The following is a 23315-nucleotide window of genomic DNA, read 5'->3' as shown; positions in this document are numbered from 1 at the left end:
CGAGGTGGAAGTGCAGCAATGCATGCAGCTGACGAATACTAATCGGTCGAGGGCTTATCCTAAAAGATACCCCACAAAGTGACGAACAGCTTCGAAGCTGATTCCGAATACTTTGCGGGGACCCCGATACTCATTCGGGAAACACAGCTATAGAGTTGCGCAAACTCGTATCCAGTTTTGAAGGTGTAACCACACCTGAAACGTTTGGTGGTAATGGCGAAGGGGAACCACGCGTACCCATCTCGAACACGACCGTTAAGCCCTTCAGCGCCGATGGTACTTGGACCGCAGGGTCCTGGAAGAGTAGGACGTCGCCAAGCACGAGGAACCGACCGCATTTATGGGGTCGGTTTTTTTATTTATAATTATGAATAGGACGCGGTAGGAGCATAGCTTCTGCTTCATTTTTATTTTTAGTTAAGTTCATGTATGGGGACGGGTATTCTGAAGCATGTGAGAGGCTAAGCAGAAGAAGCTAGTTGCGTTTGAACGCATACGGATACACCGTTTTGAAATGCAGTGATAGATGTAAGGCAGCTTTGTCATGCAAGATGGCAATTTAGCACAGATGTTGTAAATCATAAGTGAAAAATCAATACGGATGCAACGGGATATAATCTCTTGTTTTTTGAAATATGCCAACCCTCGTCGAATGCGGTGTATGGGATATGAATGATGATCAAGCAAGCGTGGATATACCTGTCTTAACATTGGAGGAGTACAAGGAACTATCGGCCATTCGCAGCGAAGCAGTTGGAAAACTGATTTCTCTAACCGTACCACCTTTATCGATTCGTCTTAAAGATGCCAAACAAGCCGTTCCAAAGCATCTAACGAGGTTCCTGAGCAAAAGCAGTAAATGGAAGCAATGAGCAGTCTATTAATGATGATTGTATATGAGGCACGGAGCAAGAGGCTGATTCTGCAGGCGGTTGATTATCCTTGTCCACCGAGGTATTGGTGGTTGATTAATAGGTCACTCGAGGGCTAAAGCAAAAACGGATTTATTAGTGGAGCATAGCTCCTAGAACGGTTTAAGGGGGCATATAGCCCCCTTATCCATGTCATGCCTTTATTCTTTAACTGCGCCTGCACTGAGTCCGTTCTCGACCTTCTCCTGAAAGAGCAGGTAGACGATAACGGTGGGGATGATGGTGATCATGATACTCGCGAATGTCGGGCCCATCTGTACCGCTCCATATTGGCCTACGAACGAGAAGAGAGCCATGGAGATGTTATACATATTCTTATCGGTAATAAGAAGGACATTCCAAATCAAGTCGTTGTAGATGCTAAAGAAGGCTAAGATTCCAGCCGTTGAGATGGCCGGCATCGTTAATGGCAATAGGATCCGAAACAGCAGCGTACGCGGCTTACAGCCGTCAATAACAGCTGATTCATCAATTTCCTTACTGATTCCGCGCATGAACCCTGTAATAAGGAATATGGCGAAAGGAAGCTCGATAACGGCATAAAGGATAATGAGTACGAAATAGTTATTGAAACCGTTCACGGTGCCAATCAATCTGGATATTGGAATCATCAATGAAAACACAGGGATCATCAAGCCGGTAATGAAATATAGATAGATGATTTCTCTGAATTTAAAGTTCAAGCGTGACAATACGAACGAGGCCATGAGTGCGAGCAATAGGGCTAGCGCTGTGCCGGCGGCCGCATAGAAGAAAGAGTTGAAGACGGCCCAGAGCATATTGCCATCAACGACGGCCTGCTTGTAGTTTGCCCATAACCAGTCCGTGGGGAACGAGAACACCGCATCACCGTAGATCTCGGTATTATCCTTCAATGAGTTCTGAAACGAGAACAACAGCGGATATAGAAATACGACGGCGCATAATACCGCGAAGGCGTAGATTGCGATGCGAAAAGGAGATTTGACCATGACTGCATTCACCTGCCTTCCTTAATTATCGGCTCTCTTTGGAGCTCATCAGTTTATTGAGCAGGATCGTTAGGATGAAGCCTGTCACAATAATAAAGGTACCGATGCTGTTACCCATGCCGAAATTGTTGTATTTGAACGATTCATTGTAAAGCATAGTGGTTGGAACATCTGTCGCTCCGTTTGGGCCGCCGCCAGTCATGACGAAGATCTGGCCAAAGACGCGGAGGGACTGAGTAACGGCAAGCACGGAGAAGATTTTGAAGGTCTCTCTCATAAGAGGGACTGTAATGTAGAGAATCTTTTTCCAACCGACAGCGCCGTCTAGCGAAGCCGCTTCATAAATTTCATCGGAAATCGACACGATACCGCTGGCAAAGATGATCATGTTCAGGCCGACATAGATCCATGCGTTGACTACGACGACAACATAAATCGCGATAGCGGGCTGTCCGAGCCAATCTTGCTGGAGCACGCCAAGACCCATGATCTCTAGAACCTTGTTGACAAAACCGCCATCACCCTTCAGAAGAAACTGCCACATCAGACCTACGGATGTGAGGGGAAGGATGGCGGGCATGAAGTAAGCAACCTTGAAAAAGCGGCGCCCCCGCATTTTGCTTGTGATGATCAAGGCAAGCGTGAAGCCGATCGGCAAAATGAGCACGAAGGAAGCGAGGATGAAGACACCGACATTTTTTAATGACCGATAAAATTCCGGCTTCTGAAACATGTCGACATAGTTGCTCCAACCGACGTATTCAAGCGGTACGCTCTTGATGCCATTCCAGCTGAAGAAAGACATGTACGCTGTCTGAAAAACCGGAACGATGAAGATCAGGGTGTACAGCAGAAAGACGGGGAGCAGAAATAGAATGACGGTCGGATAGACTCTGCGTCCAAACATAAGATGGCCTCCTTGCTTCTCTGGATTCTAATAAACACTGCGTGTGAATAAAAACGCCGTCCCGCATCTCCCGTCCGCGAATGAGCGGGATGATGCGGGACGGACGTTAATGGAACTGCAAGTACTTATTTGCGATTGGATTCAATAAAGCTTTGAATCGCGTCTGCCGTTTTTTGCGGGGAGTTGCCTGCGAACATGCCTTGGATTTCATTACGTACTTTATCCTGCAGCTGTGCGATTGGATCATACGCATACAGCTCGCCTTTGAAGCCCGAAGCTGTATTTTGAGCAGCCATGAATGCTTGTGTAACTGGATCAACCGCAGCTGGGTCAACCGTCATTTTTACAGGGTATACGCCGCCTTTAGTGAATTCCAGGTAGTATTGGAACGATTCAACGGACGTAAGGAATTTAACCAGCTTAACGGCTGCATCCAGCTCAGCGCCTTTTGCTTCTTTGGATACCGAGTAGCCGCCAGCGCCGCCGAACCAAATATCCTTGGTGTCTGGAGCGTCTGCAAAGCCAGGGAAGGAGATCACGCCGACTTTGTCCGCAATTGCGGATTCAGCCAGTTGGCTAATGCCCCATGAACCTTCGTAAAGCATTGCGCTTTTGCCTGCGATGAAGTTCGCTGTAACGGCATTGTTATCCGTTGTCACGATGTTTTTTCCCAAGATGCCGGCATCCTGCCAGTCCTTCATCAATTGAAACAGGGACAGCATGTCGGCGTCGTTCCACTTAGCTTCACCGGACACGAGTGCATCGGTTTTGGCTTGTCCGAATTTCTTCAACGACAGGTTGGTCAGCATGTGTCCGCCGCGGAAGTTTTCTTTATCGGCGATGGCCATTGGCGTAATACCGATTTCTTTGAACTTCGCCGAAACGGCGGCCATTTCTTCAACCGTTGTTGGTGGAGCCATACCTATTTTCTCAAACAGCTCTTTGTTATAGTAGATCGCGATGCTGTAGAACTCCGAAGGAACGCCATACGTACCCTTCAGATCTTTGTACTGCCACGTATCAAGCAGCGGGAGGAAATCACCAGACCACTTCGTGTCTTCGTCCAAGTAAGGCTGTAAATCAAGGGCGATGTTCTTCGCATAATCTTTGAACGCTTCTCCGCCGTAGTTCGTCCAGATATGCGGTACATTACCGGTAGCTAAACTCGTCTTCAGCTTATTGTTGAATGCGTTCTCATCATTGAGCGACTCATCCACAACCGTAATGTTTGGATTTTCATCCATGAACTTCTTAAGCAAGTTCTGGAACGCGACCGCTGCCGGGCTTGTACCCGATGCGCGCGATAGGATCGTGATGCTTACTTTCTCGTTCCCGTCGCCGGCACCGTTCCCGCTGCCTGCATTCGACGAATCAGCAGGATCATTTTTAGATCCGCATGCAGCCGTGAATACGGAGATCAGCATAATCATGGCCAAGACGAGTAGAGCGTTTCTCTTTTTCCGAACCATTTCAAAACCTCCCATGATGTGATAGATCCTCGGAAGAAAGTTTCTTCTGATACAGCCATTATATAAACCGGAAACAAGCTTAAGAAGGGAATATCTTTACCCTACCGGTGCGATTTTTACGTTATTACTCTTTGACAATAAATCGAGATGGCGGCAAACCGAACTGTTTTTTAAAGCATTTGCTGAAATATTGCGTATCGGTAAAACCGATTTGCTCGGCCAAATAAGTTAAATTCTGAAATCCGCTATCCAAGAGCTCCTTAGCCTTCAACATGCGGCATTTCGTTAAATAGGTGACGACCGAGCTGCCGGTTTCCTTCGTAAATATTCGGCTCAAGTAGCTTGGATTGACATGGATGCTCGCTGCAATACTATTGAGGTCGAGTGTGGGGTCCGCATAGCTGATATCGATAAAATGTTTTGCTTTTTCCACGAGCCTTGCCGGCGTAGAACGCTTCGTGTATTCGCTCGTTCCGATCGCTTTGCTGTATTTATCTCCAACCCATGCCTCAATCTCATCCAATGTTTGAAGCTGGCGTACAAGGACATCCGGCACGAAGGAGTCGGCGAGCTCGGGGTCCGCAGCCGACTGGTTCTCGGAGGCATACAGCTTCAGAACAATGACCAGCTCGCTAAGCAGGAAATAAAGATGCTCAAGCGTTGCTTCTTCGTTTCTTAAATTTGCAAATAAGGCATGCATGTTTGCCATCACGCTTTCAAGGCTGCCCAGCCTCAGCTGGATGAGCATACTTTCGCGGACATTCGTCAGGTTCGGCAGCGACTTATTCGAAGGAAGCTCTTCATACCGGATGATACGGTTTCCGCCGAGGAGTGTTTTGTAAGAGCAAGCAGTCAAGGCTTCACGGGCGCTAGTCTGCAGGCCATCGTATCCCTCTTTTAATCTTCCCGTTCCGATGGTAACGGTAATCGAATTCGAGCTTCGGATACGGTTCATGGCAATCCGGCAGTCCTGAAGGAGCTTGTACATTCTCTCATCGGCGACGGCCGCTTCGGTATTGGCGATAATAAATAAACCTTCATCGCTAAGCCATGTTTCTGTCCCGGGTACGGAAGCGAAGCAGTCGTTCACGATTCGATAAGCATCTGCCGGATCATCCTCAACCGTATCGCTGCTCAGGTCGGCACTAACAGACAATACAATGCATGGCGCCTCCGTCAGCTTCGGGCAATATTGCAGCATTTGGTCAGCAGTAGGACGAATAGTGCCTTCTAAGAGCAGCTTGTGCATAAATTTGTCACGAAGGATGTCTCGGCTCTCTTGCAGCTGCTTCCGCATGGAGTCATTGAGCTGCCGCGCATCGGCTTCCGAGCGGATTTCATTCGACAAGGCTATGACCGCTGCGCTGAGCTCCTCTGTATCGACAGGCTTCAGCATATAGTCGTTTGCGCCTGCTTTAAGAGCGGATTGGGCATACTCAAACGTGCCGTATCCGGTTAATATGATGATTTTCAAAAAAGGATATGAGCTGCGCGCCAATCCGGCGAAGGCCAATCCGTCTAGAATTGGCATATTAATGTCCACAATAGCGAGCTGTATATCTTGTTCCGCCAGCAGCTCTAGGGCATCTTCACCGTTATCCGCTTCTGCGGCGATGAGACAACCGAGCGCTCGCCAGTCGAGGCCATGCTTGAGACGTTCTCTCACCAAATATTCGTCATCTACGATAATGACTCGAATCATGCTCGATCCCCCTTGTATTCCTGTATGGGCAGAATGACGGTTACCTTCGTTCCTTCTCCCGGTGAACTGTCGATGTGCAGCCCATACTCCTGCCCGAAATATAGTTTGACCCGTTCATTGGCGCTCTTGACGCCAAAGCTGCGCGACACCGTTTCGATCCCGTTGAAACCTAGCAGACGGCGGATAGTATCGGGCTCCATCCCGATCCCATTATCGGTTACTTCAAGGATGAGGCGGCCGGATTGCAGGTATGCCTTGATTTCAATGAGTCCCTTGCCTCGCTTATTCTTCAAGCCATGGTAGATCGAGTTCTCGACAAGCGGCTGAAGCAGCAGTTTCACCGTGGCACAGGATTGCACAGAGGGATCAATGAAAATCGTATAGTCCAGCTTATCGCCATATCGTACCTTTAGAATGTCCAAATAATGCTGTGTAATCGATATTTCGGCTTCAATCGAGATGATCGAGCTGCCCTGACTGAGAACACCGCGGTAAAAACGGGCCAATTGATTAACGAGGCTGATTATATCGTCGTTTCGCTTGAGCTCGGCAAGGCCGCAGATGCTTTCGAGCGTGTTGTATAAAAAATGCGGGTTGATCTGAGCTTGAATGGCCGCGAGCTCATATTCCTTACGCTTCTTTTCTTCCTCCACATGGCTTTCCATAAGCGCTTTCGTACGGCTAACCATCCGGTTGAATTCCACGGCAAGCTCACCGATCTCATCCCGGGATTCCAGATCAAGGAATACATTCAAATCTCCCTCCTTGACCCGTTTGACCGTTGCTTTGATGCGGCCAAGCGGTTTGGTAATCGACTTGGTAATCAGAAAAGTAAGGAGGATGGCAAGCGCAATAAATCCAATCCCGAGTGTAAACAATTGGTTCGTGAGGGAACGGTTATCCTCTGTGATTTCATTAATGGGCACAATGCCGACAATGGTCCAATTCATCCGCTTGTAATCGCGGGAGATGACAAGGTAATCCTGTCCGTTCATCGAGAACGTTCGGCCTCCTTGCTGCTTCAACACGGCAGGGAAGAACGGCTTGCCTTCTATGGAACTGTAGAGCTGGTCCTTCTTTGCGCCGGACACGATTCGTCCGGAATCATTGATGATATAGATTTCGCCCGTGTGCCCCAATTGAATGTTGGCGTATTGGTCATGGATATAGCGCTCATCGATCGATAATTGAAGAATGCCCAGAGAAGCCGCGGTCTCCATGGAATTGAAGCGTTGGAACAGGGAGACGATATGGTTCGTTTTGGAATCCTTCTCATAATTGCTCGGGGCTGTTCCTTCCCATGCCAATCCGTAAGAGGAGCCTTTGAAGCGCTCGAAATAATAGCTGCTAACATCGCGAATGCTTTGTAAGCCGCCGGAGTCATAAATATTATGATAGTTGTCGTACATGATGATGGCATGAACGAAAGACTTGCCGTCAACGATGCTGCTAAGCGCATTCTGTACGGTAATATAGCGCTGATAATAGGAGAAGGACAGATTCGGATCGACGGTAGGATCCGCAGTTCCGATTAATGTCTCCTGGATAATCCGGTTTTGAATGACGATCTTCGCGTAGCTTTCGGCGTTATCCAAAATAAGATCAAGCTTGTCGGTGACCAGCACTAAATTTTCCGATGTGCTGTGAATCGCTTTCTTGATGAGGATGGAGGAGGAAATACGGTAATTGGATACGGCAAGAGCAATAATGATGAGTGAGAGCGCAACCGTGAAGAAGAAGATGATCCGTTTGTGAATGGACTGGGAATAAGCCCAGTGGTAGAAGCGTTTAGACAGTCTGATCAACACAGGCTTTACCTCCGCAGATGAGTTGAGAATCGATGGGTCTAACAGGAAGATGACCGCTCTTCCCAAGGGAAAGCGGTCTTATTATATTACTATAAGGTTATCTCCGATGATGTCGTTTGTCTAATTGTAATCGATGACAGCCAGTCGTGGTACCATCCTTCATGGGAATATAGACTCATAGTTCTATAAGGAGACATAGCTTGGTGTTTCGAAATATCATCAAGCTAAAGAACTAAAATAGGAGTAAATTCACGTTATATCGACAGTAATCGACAAAAATATGTTTCACGGCGTGGTATAATGATTTTGAGATATTACAAGAAAATAATAGATAAAATACTATTTAATTACATATAAATATTTTTAAATTGTATAACAGAACATTCGTTTGGTGACAACGAAGTGTCTTGCTGATGTTATATGCTACAATCATACCCATTCATCTACTCGATATGCAGAAAAGAGCTGACCCTAATGAGCATTGTCATCACGACCGCCGGAATCGTTATTATGTTTATGGTTTCCTTGTTTTTCGGATTTATCTTGAACGAAATCATTAAATGGATTCGTCTGCGCCTGTTTTCTTCCATCGTTGCACTCTTTGTTTTATTAAACGTGACCGACGTTACCCACGATTGGTACTTCTTGTTCTTCCTCGGCATTATTATCATGACGGTTTGGGCCGTCATTCGAACGCTATATATGAAAGTGGTAGCTCGCAAAATCAGCTATGCAGACGAACAGCTGGATCATGTATGGGCTTCCTTGTATGCCATCTATCTGCTGTATGCTGCGCTGCAGCGGTCATTCCCTTATGACTGGCTTCAGGACAAGCTTAACGCAAGTCCGAATGCTGCCGTTGTTACGCTTGCAGGTTCCGGGATGTCTGCCCTCTTGCTGCTAACCAGCTTGTCCGCGATGATTCGCCCCTATAAGCAATTGAAGCGGAGATTCAACAAGCAGCAAGCGCCGATCGAGGAGAAGTCGCTGGAAACGATTATCCGGATAACCGATTCGAAGCGGCGCGGCGAAGCTGTCGGCTATGTGATGGCACTGGTTGAAAGAATGATTATTCGCAAGAAAATCGTTCGGGTGGAGCGCGGCGGGAAACGTTATCTGGTCAAGAGGGGAAGCCGCAGTACCACGGACGAGCAGCGTCCCGAGCTGACTAAGCTGGAGCAGGCAAGCTCGCCGGTCCGCGTTTCGGACCTTGCATATTCGGAGATCGATCAGGCCGTATCCGTGTTATCCGGATCCCGATCCGCCAGCATGGAGTCCCTCGCAGAAGGCCATGCAGCAGCTTCCGTCTCAATCGAAGCCAGCGGGGAGATCGACCCGCCGTTCCGTCTGCTTAGGCAGGATTTCAAGAAGCATCCAATCTCGGAGGCGCCATATGAAAGCCGTCTTCATTATATGATGGTCCTCTTCTATGGAGTAGAAGACTTGAAGCGGGAGCATCGTGTCGTAGACAGCTTGCTGGACCAATATGCGGCTATGTTTGTTATCCGGCAAGAGGACGCGGAACCGATCCGTTCTTTCAATTCGAGCACGTCACCCCCGGAGTTAGGCCAAGCTCTCCGGACAGTCAAGAAAACGCGGTGGCGCAAGCGGCAAGGGCTCTTTTACAATCGCTATTCGTATAAACATGCGGTATTCGGCGAGTTTCTCTATACGAGGCAGTGGCTCTCGGGCAGGAAAGCGGAGGAAGAGGTTGCTCACTTGTACGGCCAGTCGCTCGGGATTTCGCCGAGCGACCGCAAGTCCATGATAGATTACTGTGCTTTATTGCGGGAGGGAGAGATGAAAGCCGCACAGCTTCAGCTCTACTCGCAGATGTCCCGCAAAATGAGAGAAAGTCTCGGGTTCCTGTATCAAAGAGCCGTCGACGATAGGTCCATGGGCAATAAGAGCCGCTTCGAAACGGCAGTAGTCGCCACAATGAGCGCTGGTAAGTCCACATTCTTGAATGCTTTAGCGGGAATGGATCTGCTGCCTTCCAAAAACCAAGCGTGTACAGCCAAGATAACGAAGCTTGTCCACAACGCTGGTATGCGTCACGCGATCGGGTATTCCCGCACGGCAGCGGGCGACTGCGATTATTCGGGCTTCGTCGATGAATCACAGACGACGCGCTGGAACGGGATCGGCGGATCTAACGAAGTTTATTTGGAGGCTTCATTGGCAGGGAGCTACAGCGCCGATTATGCTGTTTCTTTCTACGATACGCCAGGAACCAATTATTCGATGGACGGCAGCCACAACGAGGTTACCTATCGATTTCTGAAAGAGCAGACGATCGATCTGATTGTCTATCTGATTAATGCAACCCAGATATCGACCGATGACAACAGCGTACTGCTTCATAAAGTGACAGATAGCATGAAGACGGGGGGGCCTCAACCGACGAATATCGTATTCTTGCTCAACAAAGCCGACGAATTCGATTTGGAGGGTGACGACGATCTAGAGGCTTCTGTAAGCAGCGTATGTCGTGATTTGGCTCAAGCCGGGTTCGACAAGCCGGCGATTGTGCCGGTCTCTTCCTACGGGGCCAAGCTGTTTCGGATGGCTTTAGCAGGCCGGCAGATAAGCAAGAAGGAAATGAAGGATATGGATGCTTTGTACCGGCTCTTCATCGAGGATGGCGTGGATTTGACGCAATATGCCCGTATCCCTGATTTGGCTCAGGTAACGGATTCAGAAGCGTATCCAGCAGCATACCCAGCCCTTGTTGCGATCGGAGAGAAGCAGTACCGGGGAAGTGATCTCTTGCAGGCCCTGCAGCGCACGGGAATTCTGGCAGTAGAGGCCTATATCAATCAGTTGGCATACAAACAAGGAGGCAAGCGGAGCAATGGCTAACGTATCGATCAAATATAACCCTTATACCGTAGACTCGGTCATCTCGTTCAATGGCCGGGAAATGACGGAAGACAGCAAGCTTCATGCCTACAAGAACGAAAGACTGCAGGTATGGATGGAGAAGCTGGGCCCGATTCTAGAGGAAGAGTGTAACGACGACGCCATACATATCACGTTTCATGGAACATCTCTCGATTACGAGGATATGAAGGATTACCTGTCACAGATTAAGCATTCGGAAGTGACCTATACATTGGACCATATACCGGCCAAGGAAACGGACGATAAGTTCCGCGAGCTGGTGAACTTGTTCGAGGAGATGCAGGCAGGGCCATTCGAGGATCTGAAAGATGCGCATATTACGGAAAATTTCCAAAAGGCGCTGGGTTCCGAATTCGAGGTGAGTGTCATTGCCACGATGAGCTCCGGCAAGTCGACGTTGATCAACGCGATGCTGGGACGGGAATTCGTGCCTGCCAAGAATGAAGCCTGCACGGCCACGATCGCCCGAATAAGAGATCAGGATGGGATGGACGGTTATACGGCAAAATGTCTGAATCAGAACGAAGAGGTCATCTATGAGGAGCAAACGGCAGACCTTGAGGCGATGAAGCGATTTAATGAGGACGAGCGTGTGTCGTATATCGAGGTGAACGGGGATATCCCGTTTATTCAAACACGCAAAGCCAATCTGATTCTTGTAGACACGCCTGGACCGAACAATTCTAGAAACTCAGACCACCGCGATCATACCTACCGGATTATTAAGAATGCGTCCAAGCCCATGGTGCTGTATGTATTGAATGCCACCCAGCTGGCAACGAATGACGACAGCATTCTGCTTGGCAGCGTGGCCGAAGCAATGAAGGTCGGCGGTAAACAATCGAAGGACCGCTTCCTGTTCGCCGTGAACAAGATCGACGAATATGATACGGAGCGGGCGGACAGCATTGATGAGGCGCTGCGAAATATTCGTCAATATCTGGCTCAATACGGTATCGATAACCCGAATGTATTCCCGATCTCTGCCGAGATGGCAAAGGTCATTCGCCTTCACCTGAGCGGGCAGGCGCTAACCCGGAAGCAGGAGAAAACATTGGCGGAATACGATTTATTCAATGACGTCCCCCAGATGCATCTGACGAAATATGCGATGCTGCCTGAGTCCGCCAAGGGGGAGTTGGCAGAGAAGGCCCGCCTTGCCAAGGATGCTGGCGATACTTACGGCGAAGCGTTGATCCATACCGGGGTTCCCGCCATTGAGGAGGCGATCAACGAGTATTTGGACAAATACGCCATAACCGCCAAAATTAAAAACGCTGTAGATACGTTCAGAAAGAAAATCGAGGAAAAGCGGATGCTGGATATGCTGCTGAAGGAAATCGAGCATAACAGCGAGGAGAAGCAGCGGATCAACGAGCGGCTGCAGCGGGTTGAGGCGCAGTTAAACGAAGGAAAGGCAACAGAGCGCTTCAAACATAAGATCCAGCAGTTGTCTTACAGCAAGGACACGAATGATCGGATACGTAAAATCAAATCCCGAATCGATTCCATGCTGCAGGGCAAAGCCTCCGAGAAGATGACGATGATCGAGATGGACCAGGAGATGTCGAAGCTGATCAGGAAGGTCGATAACCTGCAGAGCGATGTGATTACGGAGCTGGAGAAATTGGTTAACGAGGGGCTGCGGTCCGAGGCTGAGAAGCTGCTTGCCGAATACTCGGGCTACATCCAGAGCTTGATGCAGGACAAGGCCGTGAAGCTGGGCAAGCTGGATGTCGGAAGCGAGAAGTTCATCCTCGGCGAGATGCCGGACGCATCCCATCTCATTGAGAAGCACAAGCGGACGGAGCAGGAGAAGGTTGGCGAGAAGTGGGTCGACAATGAGGGGAAGAGATGGTACAAGCCGTGGACTTGGCCGCAAAAAAAGGGCTATTTCAGAGACATATTTGAGGACAGAGAGTACGTTGACGGAGCGAAGGTATTCGAAGAATTCATCAAACCGGTCCGGGGCAATTTCTATGAAAATATGAAAAAAGCCGAAGAGCATATGCAGGAGGAATCGGATCGTCTAAAGACCTTCTTCCTGAAGGAGCTGGACAAGCTGGAGCTCGTGATCAGGCAGAAGGTGACAGAGCTTAAGGAACTGGCTGGAAATAACAATCAACTCGAAGAACGCATCCGGAACGATCGCCAGAAGATGGAATGGCTGCATGCCTTCCAAATCAAATTGGATGCGATTCTGGAAATTTAAGGGGGATTTACCCGATGTGGACTCCGAGCGACTATCTACAGAACGCTGTCAAAACACGTAATTATATACAAATTTATAATGAGCTTTGCAGCATTATTCATAAAGATCCATCCTTCGTGACAAACGAGTATGCGCAAGCGTTGCGTTATATTCAAGGGCAGGATATCCCGGATCTTATTCATGAGCATGACGGAAGACCCTTCGCAGATCGCGAGCACTGGGATAAGGAGTATTGGGCACTGGTGATGTCCGATTTAATGGATAATTTCTCTATGCCGCGAGTGGAGCATATCAAGCAGGTCGGCCGCCAGCTGTTCGGCGCTCCACAGACGATGCAAGCGGGCTCGCCGCGTACGGAAGAGAAGCAAGTCTTACCGCAGGCTTCAAGGCCGGTTTCCCGTCCCGCACCGCGTTCACAGACCTATTCGGCATCTGCTCGACCTTCGTATGGACGTCCGGCCGGCCGGGTTCGCCGGAGCGGGGATAACAACGCAAAAAAGCTGGGCACCGCTGCGATTATCGCGGGGATAGCCGTAGCGGGGGCAGCAGCGATCGGCTTCAAGAAAGGACTGTTGATTGCGGGCGCGGCCGTATTGATCGGCGGGACGATCTACTTGATTCGCAAAGCGAAGTAACGCGTAAAAACCGGCAAGCATTCGATTCCATCATGGACTTGCATATACGCCAAGACTAGATAGAGATATGGAGGGGTAGACCTTGGACAAGCTCGATATCAGGCAGCAGCAGCAGCTTACGCAAGCATTCGAACGAGCAGATCATATCGTAACGAAGAGCTATTTGCCCGACCTTGCGCGACTTGAAATCATTCCGATGGAAGACAGCGACAAGCATCTCCCGGTTAGCGAGACCACTCGTTTAATGCGGATAGGCAAGGTTGTACACGACAAGAATGAGAACGTGCTTGATAAGCTATCCAGCGTCTATAATGCGCTGGCGGGCAATAAAGGAGCGCTGATCGTTCTTGTCACCAGTGATGGAACGAAGACGGAATTCTACATCGGAACCAAATCCGATTCCACACCGGGAAGCGTCTCTTCCTGCCAGAAGACGCTTGAGAAGGCGTTCAAGGGTAACTTTCCGGGGAGTGAGCTGAATCGCATCCGAAATAATCAAGTCGAGGAGCTTATGGAGCGGGTGTTCACCTCGGAGATGGAGTCCAGCCCGCTCGCGATCTCTGCCGTATCCGGCGTTGCCTCCCTGCGATCAGAGGACAAGGCTGACTTCGTTCAAGGCATTGAGAAGCTGATCGATGCGATGAGGGGAGATAAGTTCTCCATTCTATACGTCGCGGATCCAGTTCCGCACGGCGCTTTAAACGAGATTCGCCGGGGCTATGAAAACTTATATACACAGCTCTCGCCGTTTGCGGCAAGTGACCTTCAGTTCAGCGCCAATGACAGCACGGCCGTGACGGAAGGATTGACGCAGGGCTTCTCGGAAAGCATCAACCAAAGCTTATCGAAAACGCAAGCTACAACCGAGAATATGACCACAACGAATAATCAATCGACGAATTATGCGCGCAATATTTTAACATCGGCCTTCGTGCGGGTGACAGGCGGAAAAAGCTCAACCTCCGACAGCGCGAGCTCGACGACCGGTTATTCCACCTCGAGGACGGAGGGGGAGACGACGGGGACCTCCCGAATGGATTCTTCGCAGGAATCCTCCTCCAAGTCCGTGACAGAAGGAAGCAGCCGAAGCCTCTCGTTGAAATTTGCGAATAAAAGCGTGCAGACCCTGCTTGAACGAATTGAAGAGCAGCTGCAGCGATTGAAGAAATCGGAAGATCTCGGGATGTGGAACTGTGCCGCGTATTTCATAGCAGAGGATGCGCAAACCTCGAAAATTGCAGCGAATACGTATAAATCGCTTATGCGCGGCGACAATTCCTCCGTGGAAAGTGCCTGTGTAAATACATGGGACAACAGCAATAAGCGCAATCTGGTCAAAGTGATCGAATATGTAAGCAAGTTTCGGCACCCGCTCATTGAATTGAACGGTTCACGCGAAGAGCAAGCTGCTGTCATTACGCCAGGTTCGTTGGTCAATGGCTTCGAGCTGGCAATACAGGTCGGGCTGCCGCTCAAATCGGTTTCCGGATTGCCGGTCATGGAAGCGGCGGAATTCGGACGTAACATTGTCACCTACGATTCCGCATCAGGCGGAAGGCGAATTTCGCTCGGCCATATTTTTCATATGGGGGCACCTGAAGAAACAGAAGTGACTGTGGATGTAGACAGCCTCGCGATGCATACGTTCGTAACCGGTTCAACCGGCTCGGGCAAGTCGAACACGCTTTATCAGCTTCTCGACAAGCTGCAGAAGGAGCAGGTTCGGTTCCTGGTCATCGAACCGGCCAAGGGCGAGTATAAGCATGTGTTCGGCGGACGCAAGGATGTTCGGGTGTTCGGAACGAACCCCGCCGTGGCGGAGCTGTTGAAGATTAATCCGTTCGTATTCCCGGATGGCGTACATGTGCTGGAGCATATCGACCGGCTGGTGGAAATATTCAACGCCTGCTGGCCGATGTATGCCGCGATGCCGGCCGTCTTAAAGGAAGCTATTGAACGGGCGTATCTGGACTGCGGATGGGATCTGGAGGAATCGGTTAATTACAATGGGGGCAAGGTGTTTCCTTCCTTCTTGGGACTGATGGGGATCCTGCCGGAGATTATCCGCGAATCGGAATATTCGCAGGAGGTCAAAGGAAATTACACGGGAGCGTTAATGACCAGGGTCAAATCGCTAACCAATGGCATCAATGGTCAGATCTTCACAGCGCAGGAGACGGATAATACAGTATTATTCGATCAGAACTGCATCGTAGATTTGAGTCGGGTGGGCTCTTCGGAAACGAAAGCGCTGCTGATGGGGGTACTGGTCATGCGGCTTCAAGAGCATCGTTCCGTCTTCAGTAACGAGATGAACGGAACGTTGAAGCATGTGACGGTTATCGAAGAGGCGCATCATCTGCTTCGCCGCACGTCGCAGGAGCAGTCGCAGGAAGGCAGCAATTTGCAAGGGAAAGCCGTGGAGATGCTATCGAATGCGATCGCCGAGATGCGGACATATGGCGAAGGCTTCATTATCGTGGACCAGTCCCCGAGCCTCCTCGACATGTCTGTTATCCGCAACACGAATACGAAGCTGATTCTCAGGCTGCCAGATGAGAGCGACCGGCAGCTTGTGGGTAAATCAGCCAATCTGAACGACGAACAGATCGTCGAGCTGGCCAAGCTTAAGGTGGGCGTATCGGCCATCTATCAGAATAACTGGCTGCAGCCTGTACTATGCCTCGTCGATCGGTTCGAAGGTGGTCAGAAGTACGAATACCGCCCTGCCGCAGTATCGGACAAGCAGCTTCATCGGCGGATGCTGGGAAGCCTGACAAGACTCCTTCTCGCCGCAAGAACAGCTGATGCTCCGGTGATTGATCCGGCGATGGTCGATTGGGATCCGATGAAGCGGTGGCTATTGGGCCGGAAGCTTGCTCCAGATGTAACGGCATTCCTTCTGGAAGATATGGACCGGTGGAAGCAAGAAGGCCGGATGGAGCTCTGGCGGGAGGAACAATTTGAACGGTTGTCTTCCACGCTGTATGCCTTATATGACGGCAGAGCCATACTGAAAAGTGCCCGATTGGCGGAAGGGCTGCCCCAGTGGAATGAGCAAGCCGTCCGATCTGTTCGTACCGCCTCGGAGCTGTTTCAGGATGAAATCGTAGAGAACGCGGTTTTGCAGTGCCTCTTGAGGGAGCAGTCGCTGGAAAATGAGGAATCAAAGCAGTTCTACTTTCTATGGGTGGAACATGCCAATGAGGGGGGCATCGCATGATAGAGGCAGTCGCGGCATTGAAAGAGGTTGCCAAGGAGGGCTTGTCAGCACAGGGCTCCTCGGTCCCGGAATTCGTGAAGGGAATGAAAGCCGAGTCCGTGACCAATTATGAGGTTGCGGATAAGCCTTTGCTGGGCAAAGTGACGGAAGCGGCGGATCTGAGCGAGCTGGCCAAGCAGTATGGGCAGGAGCTGCGGGATCTGTCACCTTACCCCGAGACCCTTCCGGACATGGACATCTCGGAATGGAAGAAGGTGTCGCCTGATGAAGTGGCTGATAACCGAATGGAGTTCCGTAATATGAAGGATTCCCTCATTCAACAATGGGAAGAGCGTACCGGCATCGAATGGCCGACCTATGGAGAGGACATCTATTCGAACAACGGTATCAAAATCCGAAGCGCCGGCGATCTGTACGATGCCCATCACATTCGTCCGCTTGAGTTCGGTGGTGACAATTCGGCAGATAATTTAACGCCGCTGCATGCCGAAGACCATTATGACAGACAAGGCATTCACGCTCCCGGCGGTGTATTTGCCCGAATCGGCGAAGCGTTGAACGATTGGTATGGAGGGGGAGGTTATGACGATGCTAAAGCTTCTTAAGCAACTCCAAGCAGAGCCGATGCCGGCAGAAAAGATAGCTTCGATGTTGAAAATGATAGAAGAACGATACGGATTCCAACCAACCGGCGACGTGTTACGTATTCTTGAGCTTGGAGGGACGGCGGTCTACTCGGGTAAACCGCCGCTAAGATTCATAGGGCTGGAGGAGATTATTCATGCCGAAGCCTATCTTCACGTGGATTTTGCGGGCAGAAGCTTGCTGCCGCTATTCGATCTGCACGAGAATGATTTTATATGCTATCAATTCACCGACCATCGGTTCTGCGTGTTTAACATTATTGATTACAGCTTGTTCGGCCAGAACAGCTCGATTCAAGAGCTGTTAAAGAAGCTGGGCTTTACGGTCTAAATGAAACAAAGAAGCCTCCGTGGCCACTTGTGTAGTGGTGCGGAGGCTTCTTTGTTTCGAATGTGCGGCCCCTATGACAGGACGGCAGCGAGAATCACTCAAGTGAGGCTGGGCTACAGTGGGGATTCGTCTCGTTTCACTTCTAGCGTCGACTGGCCATTAATCAATGTGACGGGAATATTGATTTGCTCCGCGATCTGGGGGTTCTGAATCCCTTTAATTAATAATTCGACGGACCGGTTGCCCATTAATTCGAGGTTTTGCTCCATGTGGGTGAAATAGGCGTTGTTTAATACGCTGATTCCAGGGTTATCGAAGGTCATGATGGATAGATCCTCAGGTACCCGTATGTTAAGCTGCGCAGCGACTTTGGAGATGTAGATGGCGTCCTGCGACTGGACGGCGAAGATGGCCGTGATATCCCGATTCTCCGATAACCACTCTTCAATATGCTCGATGGCTGTAATCTCGTCATGAAAGGGCGATTCATCATCAATGCGAGTTAGCCAATGATGCGGCTGGACTTGAATCTTGGCCAGGCGGATCGCCTCGAGATAACCTTGAAACCGCTCCTCGGCGCTTGAGGTCTTCGATTTGGGCGAGGAGACGACGCCAATGTTCCGGTGTCCAAGCGCAATCAGATGCTCCGTGGCCTGCATGGCGCCGCCATAATTATCGGAGTACACGGAGTTCGTCTTGATGCCAGGCAAATAGCGGTCGACTAAGACGAATGGAAAATGATTTGCTTTAAGCTCGAGAATGGCTTCATTATATGCCTCTCCGTCCAGCGGGTAGATGATCAATCCCTTCACCCCTGCGGCAACCAGCTCTTTAATGGCTTGAATCTCGTCTTTCTGGGAAAGCGACGATCGAACCATCAGCGCATATCCTTGATCTCTGCAAGCTTCCTCGATACCGAGCAGCAGCCGGTACATGAACAGGTCGCGTGCGGGATACATAATAAACCCGATTGCGTTCATCTGGAACGAAATCGATGGCAATGCCGGCGATACCGTGCGGGGGGTATCGGCACTGTAAGCCTCAACGAACGTCCCCTTGCCGGCTATTCGGTAAACAAGACCTTCCTCGACCAAATGCTTAATGGCAGTTGTGATCGTAACGCGACTTACTTGAAATTTATCCATAAGCTCCGCTTCTGTCGGAACCTGATCCCCTGGTTTAAGGCTTCCGCTGTCAATTTGATTCTTAATGTATTCCCTAATTTTGACGTATAAAGGGATTTTGGCATTTCTCATCAATCGTTCTCTCCAATCTTACCTTTATTGAAGACCACTCTATACCCGGCGCCTCATAGAGAATGATACTATTGTATTATAACATTTTATCGTATGCATAAAGAACCGTCAAGAAGCAAGGTAATCTTGCAAATGCCAGATGTTTGGCTGTGTAACACGATTGCCTATTCATCTATGGAGCTTCAAAGCGGACATTGAATTATTATAATTGACTTATAAAATGACCTTATGTAATATTTCAATTATTATGAAGAAACTCCAAGCTCGGAGAGGGTGAAAGAAATGAGAATCGAATTGAATCAGCCGTGGATGATGACGGGATCCTTCCACCGGTTCTGGGAATTTGGACGCAGCATGGAGCTTAATACCGAGTTGAGAGGCATTATACCGTGGATACCCGCGGAAGTACCCGGCAGCGTGCATTGGGATTTGCACCGGGCAGGGATCATTCCGGATCCCTATTGGGAGATGCAGTCGCTCTCCAGTGAATGGGTCAATGAACGGGACTGGCTCTATCGGACCGAATTCCAGACGGATCCCAGCTGGAAGGGCAAGAAGGTAAGGCTCGTCTGCGAAGGGATAGACTATGCCGGGAAGATCAGGTTCAATGGGATGCCAATCTATGAGCATGAAGGCATGTTCACCCCCGCTGTGGTCGATCTGACTCCTCATCTGAATATCGATGCGCCTAATTCACTGCTTATCGGTATTTCGAAGAGTCCCGAAGGCATTGGGCAATTAGGCTATACGAATGAAGTCGATCATCTGAAGAGCCGCTTCGGGTATAAATGGGATTTCTCGCCGCGTCTCATCCATACCGGACTGTGGAAGCCGGTATCGCTGTGGATAACCGGGCGACAATGGATTTCGGATATGCATGTTCGAACGGAAGTGAACGGTGATGCCGCGATTGCTTACATACGGCTTGAGCTGGAGAGTGAAACAGGCGGTTCTGCGCTGCTGAATGTGCAGATCAGCAGCCCGGATGGCAGCAGCTGCAGTCAACTAACGAAATCCATAACTGGGCGTCCGGGTATACAAACCGTGCATGTCGAGCTTCCCATTGCCAATCCGCAGCTGTGGTGGCCGAACGGAAGCGGGGAGCAGCCACTGTACAAGGTGGAAGCGCAAATATGGGATTCGGAGGATGGTTCGGAAAGCGCGGCGGATAGCCTATCAGATGCGAGAAGCACTCATATCGGGATTCGCTCGTTGGCCTTCCATCAGAATCCGGATTCGCCGGAAGAATCGCTGGCGTATACGATAGCGGTCAATAATCAGCCTATCTATATCAAAGGCTGGAATTGGGTGCCGGTCGATCAGCTGTACGGCCGGGAACGCAAGCAGCATTACGAAAGATTGATTGAGCTGGCGAAACAAGCGAATGTCAATCTGCTGCGCGTATGGGGCGGGGGATTGATCGAGCGGGAGCTGTTCTATGATCTCTGTGACCGGGCTGGAATTATGATCTGGCAGGAGATGATGCAATCCAGCTCCGGATTCAACAATGAACCTTCATCCTCCCCATCGTACATGTATTCACTCTACCAGGTCATGCGCTGCGTCATTAAGGAGAAGCGGAATCACCCTTCCCTCGTCATCTGGTGCGGGGGGAACGAGCTGACAGAGGGCGGGCATCTGAACGCGTCCATGGTGCCGCTCTCAGATCAGTTCCCGGCGCTTCGCGTGCTGCGGGATTTGGTGGCGGATTTAGATTCCGAGAAGCTGTATTTGGCTACTTCTCCGACCGGACCGACATTCTTTCTGAATGCGGAAGACTCGGGAAAGGGCAAGCTGCATGATGTTCATGGTCCTTGGAAATATGCGGGAGTAGAGGAGCATTACCGACTCTATAACAACAGTGATGCCCTGCTGCATAGCGAGTACGGCGGAGACGGCTATGCTTCCATAACCAGTATGCGTAAATTTCTGGGCGCAGAGTGGCTTCAAGCTGAGCAAGCGGACTCGCTTCCGTGGCTTCATCACGGGTATGAGTTTTGGAACATGAAGGATCAGATTCATTCCCTGTTCGGCTCCATTGCTGATCTGGCGACGCAGGTTCAGGTGAGCCAATGGCTTCAGGCGGAGGGGATCCGCTACGGCGTGGAGTCGAACCGTCGTCGAGCGCCCCGCTGCAGCGGCAGTATTCTATGGCAGATGAACGAGCCGTTTCCCAATGTCTCCTGCACGAATGCGGTCGATTATTACGGGGATCCCAAGCTGGCCTACAGCTGGGTTGCCCGCGCTAATCGTTCCCTGCATGTGTCCATGCGCTATGACCGGTTGGTCTACCTTCCTGGTGAAGCATTCCAAGGTGAGCTGTATTTGACGCGGGATGGAGGCTGGAGAGAGACGTCTCGCAGTGGAGAGGAACCGCATCAGCTGATTGTGAAGGTTCGTGATGCAGCAGGGCGCATGTTTCATGAGCACACGGTTTCCTGCAACCCGGATGGCGGAATGACGGAATCGTTAGGAAGCTGCAGTTGGGAGATTCCAATGGGGTTGTCGTCCTTCTATGTGTCTATGGCGTTGATAGGTTGCAATGACGACCGGCTCGCCGAGAACGAATATGCGTTTACCGTGACGCTCGAAGGAGCTCGCGGCGAACAACCGCTCCGTCCTTTTCTCGAGCTGGGGCGCACGCACTTGAACGTTACCCTCGCTTCCGTCGGCGGCACCCGGCAAGAGCTCCTCGTTCATAACGATGGTAAGCAGGCAGCCTTATGGGTGCGGATCGAGGGCTTGGATGGAGAGGATCTAACTTACCGCCCGCTTCAAGACGGATTCATCGTATTCCCGGGTGAAACGATCAGCTGTATGCTGGAAGCCGGTAATCCTATACAAAGGTATAAGGTGTACGCGCTTAATGTACCCGAGCTCGAGATTACAGTCAATCAATAACAGTACATTATGCCGGACAGGGGAACTCAAGCGATGCTTGGGTTCTTTGCGATATTATCGGCATGTATGCCCGGGCGGCCAAGTGTTCTAATGAGCAGCGGATCCGCATATCACTAGTATGGTGTGCGTTTAATCAGGGCAGAAGTTGATATATGCCTCGATGAGCTGACAAGTCGCACGAATACTCGCCCGGAGGTAATTGGATGATAACGAACGATTGTATTGCGATGCTGCTAGCGGGAGGGGAAGGCCGGCGATTGGCGCCGCTGACGGATCACCAGGCCAAGCCAGCCGTTCCCTTCGGAGGACGTTGCCGAATCATTGATTATTCACTTAGCAATTGCGTCCACTCAGGCATCTCATCAATCGGGGTATTAACGCAGTATAAAGCGCAGTCGCTGCATGACCACATTGGTGATGGAACAGCCTGGGAAAAAGAGGGGAGCGCAGTCCGGTCATCGATCGAGCTGCTGCCATCAAGCCGAATCGGTACGGAGGGGTATGCCGGCACAGCGGACGCGTTGTATCAAAACCTGGACTATATAGACAGGCTGAGTCCAGCGAATGTTCTCGTGCTTTCCGGTGATCATATCTATCGGATGGATTATCGTGAATTACTAGATTCCCATAAGAGAAGCGGCGCCACGGCTACGCTTACGGTGAAACCGGTCCCCTGGAAGGAAGCCGGACGGTTCGGTATTATGAATACGGATGAACAGGATCAGATTATTGATTTCACTGAGAAGCCAATCCGGCCGATGAGCAATCTAGCTTCGATGGGGATATATATGTTCAAGTGGGCGGATTTGCGTCATGCGCTCCTGGAGGATCATAGCGATCCGAATTCCAGCCGTGATTTCGGCAAGGATATCATTCCGCGCATGCTGGAAGCGGGGAATAGGCTTATGGCTCATCGGTTTGAAGGCTATTGGCGTGATGTTGGAACAGTCCAAAGTCTATGGGAAGCCCATATGGATCTATTTGATAGAGAGATGTGTGATGAACGGCAATGGCCGGTGCTGACCCGGGATAGGAAGCACAGCTATCCATCTTTTCTGACTCCGCATGCCGTTGTACGAAACTCATACATTCACCAGGGCAGTTATATTGAAGGCTCTGCATATCGATCGGTCGTTTTCGGCGGAGTATCGGTAGGAAGGGGCACTGTTTTTCGCGAAAGTGTCATCATGCCGGATGCCCAGATCGGTCGGAATGTCCGCATAATAAGAGCGATCATCGGTGAAGGCGCCATTATCGAAGATGGGGCGATTATTGACTCTCTAGACGGGGAAGTGACGGTTATCGGCGCCGGGGAACGAGTTGGCGCGCGAACGGGATTCATCCTCGAAGCGTAGACTGATGGTTGCCAAAATATAGTTTTTCGTCACGCCGCGATAGGACGACGTGAGCCGTGTCTTCT

Annotated in this window: 15 protein-coding genes and 1 rRNA gene; 10 read left to right on the top strand and 6 right to left on the bottom strand. The window is 50.3% G+C overall.

The features are described 5' to 3' along the window. Positions 1–203: 203 nt before the first annotated feature. Positions 204–320 (top strand): 5S ribosomal RNA (gene rrf, locus NNL21_RS07180). Between the two features lie 348 nt (positions 321–668). Further along, the gene (locus NNL21_RS07175) at positions 669–872 is read left to right on the top strand and encodes a hypothetical protein (RefSeq protein ID WP_204816700.1); all 204 of its coding nucleotides are present in this window, start codon (positions 669–671) and stop codon (positions 870–872) included. 200 nt (positions 873–1072) lie between these two features. Here the strand turns inward: NNL21_RS07175 and NNL21_RS07170 are convergent, their stop codons facing one another. The 5 genes from NNL21_RS07170 to NNL21_RS07150 all read right to left on the bottom strand — a co-directional run bounded on the left by NNL21_RS07170 (position 1073) and on the right by NNL21_RS07150 (position 7789). After that, the gene (locus NNL21_RS07170; RefSeq protein ID WP_204816699.1) at positions 1073–1903 is read right to left on the bottom strand and encodes a carbohydrate ABC transporter permease; all 831 of its coding nucleotides are present in this window, start codon (positions 1901–1903) and stop codon (positions 1073–1075) included. Positions 1904–1928: 25 nt separating this feature from the next. Continuing rightward, a complete protein-coding gene (locus NNL21_RS07165) occupies positions 1929–2810 on the bottom strand; it encodes a carbohydrate ABC transporter permease (protein ID WP_204816698.1) in 882 nt (293 codons plus the stop codon). Between the two features lie 125 nt (positions 2811–2935). Next, the gene (locus NNL21_RS07160; protein ID WP_256555076.1) at positions 2936–4279 is read right to left on the bottom strand and encodes an ABC transporter substrate-binding protein; all 1344 of its coding nucleotides are present in this window, start codon (positions 4277–4279) and stop codon (positions 2936–2938) included. A gap of 124 nt (positions 4280–4403) precedes the next feature. Further along, entirely contained in the window at positions 4404–5981 is a 1578-nt protein-coding gene (locus tag NNL21_RS07155) for a response regulator transcription factor (protein ID WP_204816697.1), read from the bottom strand. Continuing rightward, positions 5978–7789 (bottom strand): sensor histidine kinase, encoded by a 1812-nt coding sequence (locus NNL21_RS07150; protein WP_204816696.1) that lies wholly within the window; start codon positions 7787–7789, stop codon positions 5978–5980. The genes NNL21_RS07155 and NNL21_RS07150 overlap by 4 nt, the downstream gene beginning before the upstream one ends. Positions 7790–8263: 474 nt before the next feature. Here NNL21_RS07150 and NNL21_RS07145 point away from each other — a divergent pair, with 474 nt between their 5' ends. The 6 genes from NNL21_RS07145 to NNL21_RS07120 all read left to right on the top strand — a co-directional run bounded on the left by NNL21_RS07145 (position 8264) and on the right by NNL21_RS07120 (position 17738). Further along, positions 8264–10651: a dynamin family protein gene (locus tag NNL21_RS07145; RefSeq protein ID WP_204816695.1), complete on the top strand. Its 2388-nt coding sequence runs from the start codon at positions 8264–8266 to the stop codon at positions 10649–10651. Next, entirely contained in the window at positions 10644–12905 is a 2262-nt protein-coding gene (locus NNL21_RS07140) for a dynamin family protein (protein ID WP_204816694.1), read from the top strand. Before NNL21_RS07145 ends, NNL21_RS07140 begins: the two co-directional genes overlap by 8 nt. Before the next feature lie 14 nt (positions 12906–12919). Further along, complete coding sequence (locus NNL21_RS07135) at positions 12920–13540, top strand: hypothetical protein (RefSeq protein ID WP_204816693.1); 621 nt, start codon at positions 12920–12922, stop codon at positions 13538–13540. Positions 13541–13622: 82 nt separating this feature from the next. Continuing rightward, positions 13623–16763: an ATP-binding protein gene (locus NNL21_RS07130; protein ID WP_204816692.1), complete on the top strand. Its 3141-nt coding sequence runs from the start codon at positions 13623–13625 to the stop codon at positions 16761–16763. Then, on the top strand, positions 16760–17368 hold the full coding sequence (locus tag NNL21_RS07125) for an HNH endonuclease signature motif containing protein (RefSeq protein ID WP_204816691.1): 609 nt from the start codon (positions 16760–16762) through the stop codon (positions 17366–17368). The genes NNL21_RS07130 and NNL21_RS07125 overlap by 4 nt, the downstream gene beginning before the upstream one ends. Beyond that, complete coding sequence (locus tag NNL21_RS07120) at positions 17352–17738, top strand: hypothetical protein (protein ID WP_204816690.1); 387 nt, start codon at positions 17352–17354, stop codon at positions 17736–17738. The genes NNL21_RS07125 and NNL21_RS07120 overlap by 17 nt, the downstream gene beginning before the upstream one ends. Positions 17739–17851: 113 nt before the next feature. Here NNL21_RS07120 and NNL21_RS07115 read toward each other — a convergent pair whose 3' ends face one another. Continuing rightward, positions 17852–18994 carry a GntR family transcriptional regulator gene (locus tag NNL21_RS07115; RefSeq protein ID WP_204816689.1) on the bottom strand — a complete coding sequence of 381 codons (1143 nt, stop codon included), beginning with the start codon at positions 18992–18994 and terminating at the stop codon, positions 17852–17854. A gap of 282 nt (positions 18995–19276) precedes the next feature. Between NNL21_RS07115 and NNL21_RS07110 the strand changes: the two genes are divergently transcribed. After that, complete coding sequence (locus NNL21_RS07110) at positions 19277–21895, top strand: glycoside hydrolase family 2 protein (protein ID WP_204816688.1); 2619 nt, start codon at positions 19277–19279, stop codon at positions 21893–21895. Between the two features lie 203 nt (positions 21896–22098). Then, positions 22099–23250 carry a sugar phosphate nucleotidyltransferase gene (locus NNL21_RS07105; RefSeq protein ID WP_204816687.1) on the top strand — a complete coding sequence of 384 codons (1152 nt, stop codon included), beginning with the start codon at positions 22099–22101 and terminating at the stop codon, positions 23248–23250. The last annotated feature ends 65 nt before the right edge of the window (positions 23251–23315 follow it).

The sequence above is a fragment of the Paenibacillus mendelii genome (genome assembly GCF_024498075.1).
Classification (GTDB): domain Bacteria; phylum Bacillota; class Bacilli; order Paenibacillales; family Paenibacillaceae; genus Paenibacillus_Z; species Paenibacillus_Z mendelii.
This window is presented reverse-complemented; position numbering and strand designations above follow the sequence as displayed.